16 protein-coding genes are annotated in these 13,433 nt (G+C 45.5%); all 16 read left to right on the forward strand.

Annotated features, from left to right (window positions below):
* Positions 1-12: 12 nt before the first annotated feature.
* Complete coding sequence (locus AAER43_RS24810) at positions 13-264, forward strand: hypothetical protein (RefSeq protein ID WP_000115760.1); 252 nt, start codon at positions 13-15, stop codon at positions 262-264.
* 402 nt (positions 265-666) lie between these two features.
* Positions 667-3,057 carry an Ig-like domain-containing protein gene (locus AAER43_RS24815; protein WP_000694551.1) on the forward strand — a complete coding sequence of 797 codons (2,391 nt, stop codon included), beginning with the start codon at positions 667-669 and terminating at the stop codon, positions 3,055-3,057.
* Between the two features lie 433 nt (positions 3,058-3,490).
* Positions 3,491-3,961 carry a hypothetical protein gene (locus AAER43_RS24820; RefSeq protein WP_000170639.1) on the forward strand — a complete coding sequence of 157 codons (471 nt, stop codon included), beginning with the start codon at positions 3,491-3,493 and terminating at the stop codon, positions 3,959-3,961.
* A gap of 49 nt (positions 3,962-4,010) precedes the next feature.
* Complete coding sequence (locus AAER43_RS24825) at positions 4,011-4,307, forward strand: type II toxin-antitoxin system RelE/ParE family toxin (RefSeq protein ID WP_000581857.1); 297 nt, start codon at positions 4,011-4,013, stop codon at positions 4,305-4,307.
* A 44-nt stretch (positions 4,308-4,351) separates the two neighbouring features.
* Positions 4,352-5,497, forward strand: a complete 1,146-nt coding sequence (locus tag AAER43_RS24830; RefSeq protein WP_000339750.1) for a hypothetical protein — start codon at positions 4,352-4,354, stop codon at positions 5,495-5,497.
* A 405-nt stretch (positions 5,498-5,902) separates the two neighbouring features.
* On the forward strand, positions 5,903-6,280 hold the full coding sequence (locus AAER43_RS24835) for a hypothetical protein (RefSeq protein WP_000645320.1): 378 nt from the start codon (positions 5,903-5,905) through the stop codon (positions 6,278-6,280).
* A gap of 91 nt (positions 6,281-6,371) precedes the next feature.
* The gene (locus tag AAER43_RS24840; RefSeq protein ID WP_000069824.1) at positions 6,372-6,800 is read left to right on the forward strand and encodes a hypothetical protein; all 429 of its coding nucleotides are present in this window, start codon (positions 6,372-6,374) and stop codon (positions 6,798-6,800) included.
* Between the two features lie 64 nt (positions 6,801-6,864).
* Complete coding sequence (locus AAER43_RS24845; RefSeq protein ID WP_001290639.1) at positions 6,865-7,122, forward strand: hypothetical protein; 258 nt, start codon at positions 6,865-6,867, stop codon at positions 7,120-7,122.
* 155 nt (positions 7,123-7,277) lie between these two features.
* A complete protein-coding gene (locus tag AAER43_RS24850) occupies positions 7,278-7,886 on the forward strand; it encodes a hypothetical protein (protein ID WP_000833775.1) in 609 nt (202 codons plus the stop codon).
* A 170-nt stretch (positions 7,887-8,056) separates the two neighbouring features.
* A complete protein-coding gene (locus AAER43_RS24855; protein WP_000104393.1) occupies positions 8,057-9,307 on the forward strand; it encodes a site-specific DNA-methyltransferase in 1,251 nt (416 codons plus the stop codon).
* Positions 9,308-9,601: 294 nt separating this feature from the next.
* A complete protein-coding gene (locus AAER43_RS24860; protein WP_000834113.1) occupies positions 9,602-9,922 on the forward strand; it encodes a hypothetical protein in 321 nt (106 codons plus the stop codon).
* 242 nt (positions 9,923-10,164) lie between these two features.
* Positions 10,165-10,491 carry a hypothetical protein gene (locus AAER43_RS24865; RefSeq protein WP_000556022.1) on the forward strand — a complete coding sequence of 109 codons (327 nt, stop codon included), beginning with the start codon at positions 10,165-10,167 and terminating at the stop codon, positions 10,489-10,491.
* A 65-nt stretch (positions 10,492-10,556) separates the two neighbouring features.
* On the forward strand, positions 10,557-10,814 hold the full coding sequence (locus tag AAER43_RS24870) for a hypothetical protein (RefSeq protein ID WP_001052325.1): 258 nt from the start codon (positions 10,557-10,559) through the stop codon (positions 10,812-10,814).
* Positions 10,815-11,043: 229 nt separating this feature from the next.
* Positions 11,044-11,835 carry a hypothetical protein gene (locus AAER43_RS24875; protein WP_000774871.1) on the forward strand — a complete coding sequence of 264 codons (792 nt, stop codon included), beginning with the start codon at positions 11,044-11,046 and terminating at the stop codon, positions 11,833-11,835.
* Positions 11,836-11,885: 50 nt separating this feature from the next.
* Positions 11,886-12,335, forward strand: a complete 450-nt coding sequence (locus tag AAER43_RS24880) for a hypothetical protein (protein ID WP_000182312.1) — start codon at positions 11,886-11,888, stop codon at positions 12,333-12,335.
* A 165-nt stretch (positions 12,336-12,500) separates the two neighbouring features.
* Positions 12,501-13,433, forward strand: a 933-nt coding sequence (locus AAER43_RS24885) for a phosphoadenosine phosphosulfate reductase family protein (protein ID WP_246896064.1), incomplete at its 3' end; no start/stop codon positions are given.

The following is a 13,433-nucleotide window of genomic DNA, read 5'->3' on the forward strand; positions in this document are numbered from 1 at the left end:
GAGATACTTAAAATGAGCGTAAACCCAGAATACACCAGGGTTCAGCATGTCCAGATTATTCGCGAGCGAGATGGGCAGAAGGAAGTTGTTCGAGTCTATGATGAAGATGGCGACGTGGTTCTGTGTTTACCTGCCTACATTCAGGATGAGGAAATAAATCTTATTCTGCGCCGGTTGAATGACGTATATTCAGTCGGATATCGTGTAGGTGATGCAGCCCGCCGCCGCGCCATCAAAAAAGCGCTGGGGGATGATGAGGAGTAAGGCCATTTTTACTGGCAAGATATCTGTATACCGGAGTCTTTAGAGTACGTTCTAATGGCTCCGGATTATTAATACTGTTTTACTCATGCAATAAAAAGCAAACCAAAATTCTTTCGCTAATTCATTTTTAAATGCTCAAATCATTAAATGTAAGGAGCGTTATTTATCAATAGGTATGGCGTTCTTAATGGCTATTAAGCTAGTTCTGCTTTCGCTTGCTTCTGGAAATTAGGGAAACCTAATTTTACCCTATCAAAAAGTAACTTTTCTGGTTTTGTTGCATTCACGTAAACAAAAAAAGTCCCGCCGGGCAGAAAAGAAAAACATCAAAAATAGCTATTTTCCCGAAAAGATCACGAACACTGAAAAAGTATCATGGGGAACCTGATCAGGAGACAACCCATGAAAATCAAACTAGCCCTGCTTATTGCATTTGCAGGTTTCAGCGCAGGAGCTTCCGCTGAAATCGCAGAATTCAGCTTTAAAGATACCCTGAACGTTAAAAAGACCGTATCGCCTGCATCCGTATGGATTAATCCGGTAACGAGCTTTGACGTTGCCGTTATTTCCGGTCTGGACCGTTATATTACGCTCAGTCTGCTGAAAAGTGACGGGAGCCTCATCTGGAGCACGAAAAGCAGCCTGGTTACCGTTGATGACCGTACCACATCTTCGACAGGCTTTGATTATTACGGCAAGACTCTGACCGTACCAGCGATGGGAGAAGATAGCTTCACCCTCAGAGAGGTGATTACCGACTTGCAAGGGAAGGAGGTCTCCCGGCAGGATTACCCGCTTGCAATTGACCGAACGCCTCCGGCAACGGGTACCATAAGTTATACGAGAAATGGGTGGAACTTTGGCAGCGAAGCGATCTTCACTTCAGTACCAGCCGGTATGCAGTACGCCAGCGTCCAGGCACTGGTCTTTAATGGACTGAGTGATAAAGGTTCCGGGCTTGCTAATGCTGAATATTTCATAACCGATGCCGCTGGAGTGGAGCGTAAAAAGCCAGCGGAAATTAATACAGTGGAAGGTAGCGTAACCGTTCAAGTCGCCGACGCAAGCAGCAATGCCCTGGCACCGGAAAACCGCTCTGAATATAAAGTGGGGATCTACCTTTATGACAAAGCGGGAAACAGGAGCGAACTAAGCCGCCGAAGCGTAATTGATCGGGTTAAGCCTGACGATATCATCCAGGTGCAGGACGCCACTACCGGATCATGGGTCTCCTATCAGTCTGGCATGACCGTCTTCCAGAACCCTATTTCCGTACGGGTATTAAGGAAGAAAAGTGACTTTACTGCTGTTAACGGTTCCAAATATGGCTGGGCGGACTCGAATTTCCAGACGTCCGATAGCACTTATAATATCTATACTTTCAAATACATATATCCAAATGTGGGGGATACTTATCATGAATTTCAGACTCTGGCGGGAGGAGTAAGACGAATTCATCATAACTCCCTCAACTTCACTCCAGCCCCGGCGATGGAAATAGCCCCGAAGATAGTGGCTAAAGAGATGTACCGGAGTGATACCAGTGAGTGGTTAACTCAGGCCTCAATCAGCGTTAAAACCGCCACCATTAGCCGCATAAAGGTAACCGCAGAACCCCGACCATACGTGCAAAAGTTCAGAACGGTAAAAAATGCAGCCTGGTTCTGCACTATTCCTGTCGGACAAAGTTCATGCGAGATGACGGTTAACTTCAACTACACCAGTGACAAAGGATTTGAGTATCTGCATCTTTACTCGGGAAAAGATGGTGACAGCATATTCGATGCGCTTGCTGGTAATTTTACGGTTATCTGGGATAACAACCCACCGGTGGTTAATGTCGCTCAGGTAAACAAGGCCTCCAAGACAATCACTATGACGGCCACCGATAATGATCGCGTCAACGCCTGGAACATCAGCTACTGGGATACCAAAGTTTTCGAAGCCACCCTTAAAAATGCCCGGGGGGAAACTTTCACCCTGAAGCCTGTGACTGTCAGTGAAAGCGATTATAAAACCAAAAACGCCACTTTCTCATACGCTGGTCTACCGGACGGGGATTATACGGTTGTTAGCGTGTCTGCCACGGATCTTGTTGGAAACACAGGAACCAAAACGCTTAATGCACCGCTGAAAATTGACTCAACGCTTCCGGTTATTGCGTTCAGCTTTAATGGCGCAGACGCAGAAGGAAAACTGGTTAAAGGGCTTGAGAACCTACGCATAAGCGTTACTGATGCCTCTGGGGATGCTTCCCTGATATCGCTTCAGCTCGCTGGTGGACCTAACTCTGAAAAGGTCACCCTTGCATTCACGCCGCTATCCAAGGATGTCTTTATTCCTGAATACCCCAGAATCTTCCCCAATACTGACGAATCGGGACAGATGTATCATCTGGAGGCTCTGGCTATTGACGAATCAGGTAACCGGACCACTAAAACGCTTAATTTTACCTACCAGCCAGCTAACCTGATTATGCTGGATAATCTCAAGACGCTGGCCACAGCCGTAGCACTGAAAGCAACGGACAACACGCCGCTGGCCATCATCCGAACCAGTGTGTTGCGTCGTCAGGACGGTTCTATCATTACCGGACAGTTAAACGGAACCCTGACTGTTCAGAAAAACGCCCAGTTCGGCGTTACGGTTGCCGGAGTTACGGTCCAGCCTGGTGAAACTAAATCGCTGTCACTGGATCTTGGTAATGGTGAAGAGCGCACATATCCCGTTACTCCCGCTGTAAGTGGTCAATCTGGCACGGCCACATTTGCTATAGAATTCCCTCAAACATAAACCCTACACAAGGGTACGGTAGTATGCCGTACCCTGTTACGCCATCCTCAATGTAAAATGTAGAGTTGAGCATGACTTAATTATTACTTTCTCATTAAGTGTCTCTTAAACTGCAAACGGGAAAGTAATATTCCCGAGACGGGAAGGACTCCTTCCTTTTGGTTATAATCTATGATGCTAAACTGTGTAATTACACCGGAACAATGTCCTCGTTTAAATCGCTGGCACCAGTACATGATTTATCCATGAATGCTTTTTGATGCAATTTTACTTCAGAATGCTCTTAATTTTTTAAACAAATTATATTTGAATCCTTCGTGTATAAATTTGCAGACCCTCTCTCAATGTTTTTTTAAAATATTTACTCTCAGGTTATTAGCCAGTAGATTCATTCTGTCATGATTACTCCAGAACTAACCGGAGGAATCACATTATGACCAAATATTATGATCGCAGTGGAATTGAAATCTCCAGCGCAAAAATCCGCTGTGTTGATTCTGTAAAAGGTACTGCGGAATATACTTTTCGTATTGTTTGCGATAAATGCAATGGGCGGGGAGAGCGTAAGCATTTTTATAGAAGTCGCTGTATGGCTTGTAAAGCCACGGGTTACAGCCTCGAAACGACCCGTACTGCTTACACGCTGAATGCGCTGTACCGCATTAATGCGCAAGCTGCCCGCAAAGTGTCAGCATCCCTGCAAGACGAGCGTTTAAGGACTGAAAGCGCCCACAGTTCTGCGTTCACAGCATGGTGCAGGTCTCATCAAAAAATGGTTGATGCAATCACCCAACAATCCAGTAGTAATAATTTTCTGGAAAGCCTTAAGTCTTCTTTAACCCACCAGCGTCAGTTAAGTGATAAGCAGCTGGCAGTTGCCGCCCGCATTTTAGGTATTCATTAATTCAAAGCCCTTTTAATTTAATTTTAAGGTCAATTATTACGGAGGAACTATGATCCATTCATTTAAAGACAGACGGCTTGAAAAGTTCTTCCGTAATGGAAAAACAACGGCAGGTATTCCTTCTGAAATTATTAACGCAATTCTGTGTCGACTTGAAACGCTGGATAATGTCCAGAGTGAGCGGGAGTTATTATCCAACAGCTTGCGTTATGAACGCTTAAGAATGACGTCAAACCGTTATTCCTCCATTCGAGTAAACTCTAAGTATCGATTATTCTTTGAATGGAATGATGGCGCACATAATGTTCATTTGTCTGCACATGACTATAAATCGCTCATCCATTAAGGTTAAAAATGAAGCTATTTTCAATTTCATCCCGGGATACAAGCATGGACGCGATGTTTTATATCCAGGCCAGTACTAAACAACAGGCAAGTTACATATTTAGTACCCTTTCCCCGAAGCCTACTGCGAACTGCCAGCTTACAGATTTGCAGAATGAGACGGTCGTCCCTTCCATAAGCCCTATTTCGCTTTCACTTAACCCCTGGTCGATCAATTCCCAGTCCCGAACCCGGGAACTGCGTATGGCCACGCATGGTCTTAACCTGATCTGTGCAGTCACGGATGAGCATACCCGTCAGATAGTTGACTTTTGCGATAACCTTGGACAGCAGCTTAAGGATCCGGACGACAAAAGCGCCTGGGTTAAGCTCATTAATTCTGAATGCGCTTTGCTTAATTCTCCGCGTCTCTATCCCGTTCTGCTTGAGCCGGATACACCGGCACAATTTGAAATCTTTGTGCCAGCTCCGGAAGATGGAGAACACGACACGGTCATAGCCAGCGTTGTTAAAGAATGTTTCGGAGATGAATGCCGGTACAGAGTAACGGACAAAGCTTTTGCAATGTCGGAAAAGCCAGTCATCAGGCTGGAAGCTCATTTCAATGACAAACGCGAAAAGGTTTTAGAACTGACCTTTTCCTGTTTCAATCTTTCACTCTCAGCGTCCGTGCATGAAAACCAGCTACGTCAGATTTTGTTACTTTGCGAAGACTTTGGCGTAAGGCTTCAGGGTAGAGCAGGGGCATCCTGCCACGTTAATATGCGCAGTGCTTACCGTCGTCTTGCTCATGTTGGCACCGGCTCTCGCCCAGGTGATGACAGTGATGTGCGGGTCTATACCTCGTTAAAAGAAGAAAAAGATGTTAAGAGGCTGCTTGATAAGTCAACCAGGGGAAGTGAGCTTGTACCGGCGAGGCACGGGCAGCAGTTTAACGGGGTCTTAGTGAATGCCACACCCGCATCGGCCACTACTGGTTTCATTTACCTTTCGCATGATTTTCCGGAAGGCCAGTTTATGATGACAGCCGAGGTGTTGCATGTTGGAATTACACCAGGCGGTATTTACTACATTGAAACACTGGACGGTTACCGGTTTATCGTGACAGCGTTTGAGAAGGGATTAATGAACGGTTTGAGGGAGTTTATAGCTGCAAATGAGGAATATTTTAAGTATTACCGCTGGTCTTAGTATCTGAGCTGAAACCGGTAGGCCAGGGAAGGCAACCGGGAAAATGCAATTTAACCTGATCCTATACCTACGACTATCTTTATCCACTTATAATAGCCTCACCAAATTATAATGCCCGATCACCGCATTTGCTTAAACCTCACATATTCTTCTTATGCTTCCCCTGATAATCTACGACCGAAAGACAAAGGAAAGTGAATACGAAATAAGATTTATGAGCACATAAAAGTTACTTTTCCTTGGTGGCACATCACAAACATTGTGGGTTTCATAATCCTTTTTGTTATTTAAAAAGGATGTGTTCAATTCTAATTAAAGGTGGTATTTTTTTTGAAAGTTTGCTGGGAGGTTATTAGCTGGGGGGATGGGTAACAGTATAATAAGTACAGATGAAAAGGAGGTTTTATGAAAGCGTTAGACGTGGTTTCAACTCAACTCAACTTTATTAATCTGTTGGATCAGGCAGGATATGCTCTTTCAGAAATTGTTGTAAAACGCTTCAGTGCTGCACCAGCCTTTAACGAAGGGCACTGGTTGTTCATTGCAGAGCAGGATAACCGCTACATTGAAGTGGTCTGTATTCTCTCTTTAGCTTCAGAAAGCGGAGAGCAGCATATTGATGTTTTTATTAATATGTTCGAAGACCCGATTGATGATGTTATTTCACGAAACATTGAAACCAAAACCTTTGCGACGCTTTATAAATACATTGAACGTATACCTTTTACTCCGGGTGTAAAGAAAGAATTCTTGAGCAGTATTGAGAACATCAATTTTAGTTAATCAAAAACCACAACTTTTTGCCACCAAGTTATTAGGTAATGCTATCAACCTGATATAATTACCTTAACATGAATATGAGCGGAGCCGGGTTATGTCTAATAATACTGAAGTCATTAGCTGTGATTTATTTTCAACTCTATCTTCACTTAATTTTAGCACCGAGGATATTACAGGTTTGACTCCGGCCAACTTTCGAAAGGGAGCTTTCTTACATGCAAAAATTTCTGCTAGCCAGGCCACGCGAGCGACTGATATTTCCATTCAATTACTCACGGATCGTGTTTCAGGTGAAATGAACTACGTAATAGTAATTGGCAGGCACGAAGGACTCCTGCAAAGCGAAGCAATTGACCCAAACGCTGATAAGCAATACCGGGAAAACCGTTATTCTCGCCATTTTATCTCAGTAACCGATGCCAATACCAAAGCCCTGAAAAAAACCTGCAAGGTAATGAAAACATATATCAAAGAGCAGGCATTTAAGCCTAACACCTGGGGGCACAGTTTCATTAAGGGTTGATTTATTCTTGCCCCGGTGAGCCGGGGCAACGCTAAATTAACCTCAAACTGTGCTGGAGGCACAAATGTCTGAAAAACACTTTATCGTTAAAATCCAGAACCGAAACGGCGACCATGAGAATAGCTATGTTCGGTTACTCGTCAGCGATTGTGAGAAAAATGCTTGCCAGACGGCACTCATTTCAGAGTGCCATGGCGAGCTTGAACAGCTGAGTTTTGAAGACGGTGGGGTTTACGACTACAACGGCGAAAATCACTACAGTGTCAGGAGCTGCGTGGAGGTTGCTCCAGAAGACGTTGCAACTTTGCAACGCTTCCTTTAACACCTGCGACATTTGATTAAATATCGGGCGTCCGCTACAGGATGCCCGTGATTTAAACGATTCCTCAAAGATCGCTGTCACTCCTGATAACTGTATTAAGAGCAGGTTTGTGATAGGTTCAGCGTAACAACATTACTGGAATTTTGGTTGCCTTGATGAAGAGCTGCTTTTCTGATTTACCCGTTAAAGACGGCACGTCCGGAACCTGGAAACTGGACACATTCGAAATTACCGCAGATAAGGCGATGAGCCTCGCCCTTCGTGCCGAGTATACAGGTAATACAGACGAGTTTATCCCGCCCGGTAGATATCGGCGTTTGTCCAACGGCTGGGATGTGGTGATGTCCAATACCCCGATGGAGATCAGAACCTGCCAGGATTTTTTAGAGCGAGCCACCGGGCGCGTGCTCATTAATGGTCTTGGTCTGGGGATGGTGCTTCACGCCATTCTTCAAAAAGAAGATGTAACCCATGTAACAGTAATTGAAAAAGAACAGGACGTTATTAACCTCGTTGCGGCCTCGTTTGCAAACGATCCTCGCGTTGAAATTATCCATGCTGATGCAATGATGTATTGCCCACCAGCAGGCGTCACGTACAACGCATGCTGGCACGACATATGGCCAGACTTCGCAACAGCTAACCTCTCACAGATGGATAAGCTGGAAATTAAGTACCGGGACATCTGTGAATGGCAGGGCTCGTGGGGCAGGGAGGAGTGTGAGCAAAAGCACATTGAGTTTCAAAATCTTGGGGCTGATTGAGTACAACTTTTGAAGGTGTCTCCGCTAAAGAAGACTGGGTCTCTTTGCGCATGCCCAGCTGTGCTGCATGACCTGACAAAGCCTATAAATAAACAGATCGGTTTGATTTAGTAATCCCCCTTCCAACCATCAGGCCGATATTTAAACTGCATCTCCATTAAGGATGGCTGATGAGCACGATTTCTACGGATTTAATTGCACGGATCTACGCAGCCTCCGAATTGCCGTTGAGCAACGACGAGCTTTATCGCGAAGTGCAGCGTGAAACTGGCATGTCGGATGCCGAATTGCACGAACTGAAAGAATTTGGGTCAGATAAAACCAGAACCAGCGGCGTCAAACACAAAGTACGCTGGTTTCAGCAGACTCTTCGGCAGGCCGGAGTCATCGAACGCGTTCCAGAAAAACGGGGCGTCTGGAGATACTCCTCTAAGACGAAAACAAACCTACACGAGTCATGGGAAAAGCTCTGTGTTGTCGGTTTCTCAACTTCTCTTGGGGCATCGGTTTTTGGAAACGCCTATGCCTTCTTCAGCAATATCACAGAGCAAATTCATCTTTGCCTGACCTCGCCGCCTTACCTCCTTCGAAATTCAAGAGACTACGGGCATGGCGGGGGGCGTGGCGAGCAGGTTTATATTGACTGGCTTCTGCGTATCCTCGAACCGATCGTGAAACAGCTTGTACCCGGCGCAAGTGTGGCATTGAATATCACTCAAGATAGCTTTAATAGGGGCAGGCCTTCACGTTCTCTGTATCTGGAGCGTCTGACACTGGCATTATGTGACAAGCTGGGGCTTGAGCTCATGGACAGGCTTCAGTGGGTGAATCGCAGTAAGCCCCCATCGCCAACGCACTGGGCATGTAAGCAACGAGTGCAGCTCTGCTCATCGTATGAGCCTGTGCTGTGGTTTACCAATGATGCGAGTAAGGTTCGTTCAAACAACTTACGTGTACTGCAACCGCATTCAGAGCAGCATCTTAAATTGCAGGCAGCAGGCGGTGAAAATCGCACGACCTTTTATGGTGATGGGGCGTACCAGCTTAAAAGCGGATCCTTTGGAAATAAAACAGAAGGAACGATCCCCAAAAATACTTTGTTTTACGGCAATAGCTGCGCTGATACGAGATTTTGCCATTCCATTGCCCGCGAGCTAGGTTTTCCGCTGCATGGTGCAACGTCTCCTACCAGGCTTGCAGCGTTTCTGATTGAGTTTTTGACAGAGCCGGGAGATCTTGTTGTAGATCCCTTCGCTGGCCTGCATAAAGTTCCCATCGCAGCCGAGCGACTTGGCAGACGTTGGCTGGCGACGGACAAAATCATGGAATGGCTGGCGATTTCCCGAAACCTTTTTACGGCCGCACCGGGATATAAGAGTAACCCCATGCTGGACGAGCTCGCCGAACTGTATCGGGCTTAATGCAAGTTAACGGTTTTGATAAAGTGGTTTGAAGCGACAAGCGGTTTATTCATTTTGCATTGTTTCTACCATAAAATGACAATATTAACGGCTTAGCATACGCCGCAGAGATAATTAGGGTGCCATTCATTTCCGGTTGTCTGTATTAACGAGTGTATTCAATATTCACTTGTTTCTCCGATATAGACCCAACAAAAAAAACTGATGGTTGTGATACAGAACTTGTTGAATTAACATCCGGTACATTAACTATATTGGTAATTTAGACGGTTTCTAAATTAAAGGTGGACAGATATGAAGTCAGATACAGAAATGGTTTCTCCTATCGAGTTGCACATTGGCGATCATGTCCAGCGGCATGGTGCTTTATTTGAGGTTATGCATATTGTTGAATCCGAATGCGATATTCCCGGCGGCATCCGGGTAGCAGCATGCATTTCACGGGTTATCGGTGACGTTACGGGCAATATTCCTCGTGGTTGGCTGGAAACACCGAAGCGTATGGCTGAGCGAGGAGTTAAGTGGGCGACGAGTCTGCCTGAGGGGCTTTACTTTAACATCCAGGGGAACGCACATGCGAAAGTAAGCCGGGTTATTCGTAATGTGACTAATTGAAACTTTTTTCTGAATTGCGGTGTAAAAGTTACTTTTCACCGCATCGTTTTCCCTAACTACTAAATCAGAGCTTCTCTGAAATAAGCGGATTTAACCGCTAGCGATTTATTCAGGCCATTTTATTCTAATCATTATCCTACACTTCAAAAATATTCATTATTTTTTCTTCTGACCTATTAGCCAGAATTCTCGATTCGGTATCATTTACTTACGGTAAATCTTTTGAAAACGAGGTAAATGGCATGCATTCTCAGGATCCTATCACGAAATTAACCCAGACGTTGCAACGCGACGATGGTTCTCAGGTTCGTATTGTAGCGCAGCGGGGATATGGAAGTGGGCTTACAGCCTCGCTTGATGTGTACGTTCTCCGTCGTGATTCCTCTGAAAGCAACTGGTCACTGTGCGGAAAAGATCCTCACCCAGAGTGGAGAAAGATGTCAGTAGATGAGTATCAGAAATTTGGACGCTCTGAAATGCTGCGTTATGCCACACCAGGTGAAATTCTCAGGGTGGCATCCGCTATTGGCCAGCCAATGAGCTTCCTCGATGGCAACCCTGCGTTTTAGCCCGAACCCTGGCGACGCCTTTTAAACCGGCGTCATTCTTTTTACGAGCAACAGACGGAGAAAAAATGAATCTGAACGAACGAAGCACGAGCGCAGCAACGCCAGATTTGAGCCGACTTTATCTCATTTCCGGGCGCATTATGTTTGATGATGATGATCAGGCCTACCTGGTCGAAGCCGACTCCCCTGGTGATGCAGAGGAGGCTTTCCGGCATCATATTGCTGACAGTGCCGACGACTTAGAAAAGGTGATTATAGTTTCCTCTACAAGTTTCGCTTCAGCTCACAGCAGTCGCGTAATTTGTCGGCCTGCCGTGAAGTAATTTCAACTTCCAATGATATTTCCCTCTTTATAAAAGCCGCCGTCTGGCGGTTTTTATTTGCAAAAATGAATATTAATCCTGAATGATATTAATTTAAGATGAGGTAGTGTTCATATTCTTCTTCTTAATATTTTTTCTAAAAAAACGCCTTCAGGTTATTAGTTGGTATTAGTGTATTTGTTATGATCTTCTCATCAAATACATTAATTAAATAATCAAGGAGTCAACTGTGGCAGATAATTATACTCAGGCGTCGTTTATTATTCCCTGCACTCAGGAGCAGGCAAAAATGGCACAAGAAGCAATCACATTCGTTACCGAAGCAGAAATTGCAGAAGGTGAGCGTTTGCTTGATAAGCCACTGACAGATTGTTCTCTGACTGAGAAGCTGATCCTCAGTATTATCGAGAACCACCCTGAGTATGACCCTTCTGAGCCGAGCTTTGGGCAACCATCCTGCCCAGACTGCAATTATGAACTGTTGTTCGCAACAGAAGTTACCAGCAGTGGGCTGGCAGTTTTTCATGGAGAGACCATTGATCTTGACCATGCAATTTGCCTCACAACTGCCGTGCTGTCGGTATTCGACCTCTCGGAAATGGTAACAATTACTGCTGCATTTACATGCAGTAAAAGCCGGACAGATGAATTTGGGGGTATGACTATTCTGGTCACAAAGGATACCCACTATTACCAGGATGGCTGTCAGTTTTCTCGTCTCATGAATGAGGCTCACAAAGCCGGTATCCAGTATGCTCTGTGTAAAGTGACGCATTACCACGGTGAGAGCAGCTATGTGGCAAGCTATGTCCTGAGCTGCGACGTAGCGGATTCAGCCCAGGAGGTCGTTAACAAACGACTGAAGGCATGTGCCGGAAAAGAGCCAGAAGACGGAATCTATATTCTGTGTGAAGAAGACAACACTAGTCTTTCGGTCGAACTCGTTACAGAACTGTCTCCGCTCGATTACGACAAGCTGAGCAAGCTTCTCCCTTCCCTTGACACCCTTTGCGGCGCTTAAGCCTGCCAATTACCGTAGCCACCGGTTTCCCCGGTGGCCTGGAGCCTGCCATGACCAATAAATTCATAGTTTCTACCGTTGATTGTATCAATGAATTTGCAAGTGACGTTCCGCAGAGTGTTTCCTTACGGATAGATACAATGCTTGAACAGCGTATCCGCAAATTGGCGGCATACGTGAAAGAAAACGATCTTCATTTAACTGAGTTTTACTTCTATGACGCTAACTGGTCATTTTGTGGTGAAGATGAAATTCAAGAAATAAAAGACATGGATGAATATAAGCATAGCGACAGCATAAAGCAGGAAGCGATGCTGCGGGAAGTAATGCCATCAGCACGTACGGAATGCCCGGTTATTAGGGTGATGAAAGATTCATTTCAGCTTTCAGCTCTACCACGCCATTGTGGTGATGACATGACTCTTAATACTCCTTTTATTCCGCTGTCTGAGTTGAAAACAAATAATACGGCATTTATTACGCCGCCAACCTATAACTAATAGCTGTGCCGGGTGATTAAATTACAATGGATTATTTTTATATATATTGACATTAAATCCGCGTGATTTTGATTTAATATAATTTCGCTAAATGGTTGCGCTGTAGTTATTTTAAAGTTCTAATAATATCAGTGATGCAGCATATACCGTGGTTCAGGAAAATATATGTTTATTGAAAAAAGCGACTCATTCCTTGAATTATCCTCAGAAGTTATTTTTCCTGAGGCGGCTAATGCTGCCATTTTGAAACATGATAAATGGGCGGATGTTTGGGAGACCCTGACAACCGATGCCGATCTGAACTATACCGATGAAAAGGAGACTGTGAGTCTTTCTTCTCTGGTCATGTCAGCCACATCTGCTATTTATCAGGCTATTACGGACGGCTGGACAATGTGCGTGGGATACAGTGGCGGCAAAGACTCCCATTCTCTTCTGCACCTGTTTCTGATGGCATTGATCAGGGCAGTACGTAACGGCACAAATATCAGCGAACATCATTTCATTCAGATGTCCGATACGCTGATCGAAAACCCTGAGATGCACTATCAGGCTTCACAGGTTCTCAACCAGCTCAGAATGTTCATTGCTGAACACCAGCTACCGGTCACAGTCCTTGTCGCCCGACCGTCTCTTACGCAGAGCTGGGTCGGCCGCATTCTGACTGGGCGCGGACTTCCGACCTGGACTAATTCTTCTACCCGACAGTGCTCAACCGACTACAAAATCGCGCCCCTGCGCCAGGCCAAAGCTCGTTACCTGAAAAACGCCCCGGCATCCGTTCGAAGCAGGGTATGCCTGATGCTGGGCTCCAGGGATGATGAAAGTGCCCGAAGGGCCGGAAATATCCTCAAAATGGGAGGGCAGGCGAGGAAAGTAACCCTGACTGAGCACGGTGGTGAACTCTATCCGGTAAAGGAGTGGCGCACTCAGGACATCTGGTCTTTTCTGATGGCCTGTGGTTCCGAATCACGCTTCCCTTTACCAAGCTTTATGCCGGATAACTTCAGCCTGGCAACGCTTTATAAAGACGCCACCGGGGAGTGTATCTGGTCGCCGGAGAAACCCACTCGAACATCAGCTTGTGGGGCTCGATAT

Origin of the sequence: Enterobacter sp. FUJ80071, assembly GCF_038739915.1 — a bacterium.
In the GTDB taxonomy this organism is placed as follows: Bacteria; Pseudomonadota; Gammaproteobacteria; order Enterobacterales; family Enterobacteriaceae; genus Enterobacter; species Enterobacter kobei.

Coding starts and splice junctions, on each gene's coding strand:
- AAER43_RS24825 (WP_000581857.1), top strand. CDS start 4,011: ATGATCCATTCATTTAAAGACAGACGGCTTGAAAAGTTCTTCCGTAAT.
- AAER43_RS24860 (WP_000834113.1), top strand. CDS start 9,602: ATGAAGTCAGATACAGAAATGGTTTCTCCTATCGAGTTGCACATTGGC.
- AAER43_RS24845 (WP_001290639.1), top strand. CDS start 6,865: ATGTCTGAAAAACACTTTATCGTTAAAATCCAGAACCGAAACGGCGAC.
- AAER43_RS24815 (WP_000694551.1), top strand. CDS start 667: ATGAAAATCAAACTAGCCCTGCTTATTGCATTTGCAGGTTTCAGCGCA.
- AAER43_RS24870 (WP_001052325.1), top strand. CDS start 10,557: ATGAATCTGAACGAACGAAGCACGAGCGCAGCAACGCCAGATTTGAGC.
- AAER43_RS24835 (WP_000645320.1), top strand. CDS start 5,903: ATGAAAGCGTTAGACGTGGTTTCAACTCAACTCAACTTTATTAATCTG.
- AAER43_RS24865 (WP_000556022.1), top strand. CDS start 10,165: ATGCATTCTCAGGATCCTATCACGAAATTAACCCAGACGTTGCAACGC.
- AAER43_RS24880 (WP_000182312.1), top strand. CDS start 11,886: ATGACCAATAAATTCATAGTTTCTACCGTTGATTGTATCAATGAATTT.
- AAER43_RS24850 (WP_000833775.1), top strand. CDS start 7,278: ATGAAGAGCTGCTTTTCTGATTTACCCGTTAAAGACGGCACGTCCGGA.
- AAER43_RS24820 (WP_000170639.1), top strand. CDS start 3,491: ATGACCAAATATTATGATCGCAGTGGAATTGAAATCTCCAGCGCAAAA.
- AAER43_RS24855 (WP_000104393.1), top strand. CDS start 8,057: ATGAGCACGATTTCTACGGATTTAATTGCACGGATCTACGCAGCCTCC.
- AAER43_RS24840 (WP_000069824.1), top strand. CDS start 6,372: ATGTCTAATAATACTGAAGTCATTAGCTGTGATTTATTTTCAACTCTA.
- AAER43_RS24830 (WP_000339750.1), top strand. CDS start 4,352: ATGGACGCGATGTTTTATATCCAGGCCAGTACTAAACAACAGGCAAGT.
- AAER43_RS24810 (WP_000115760.1), top strand. CDS start 13: ATGAGCGTAAACCCAGAATACACCAGGGTTCAGCATGTCCAGATTATT.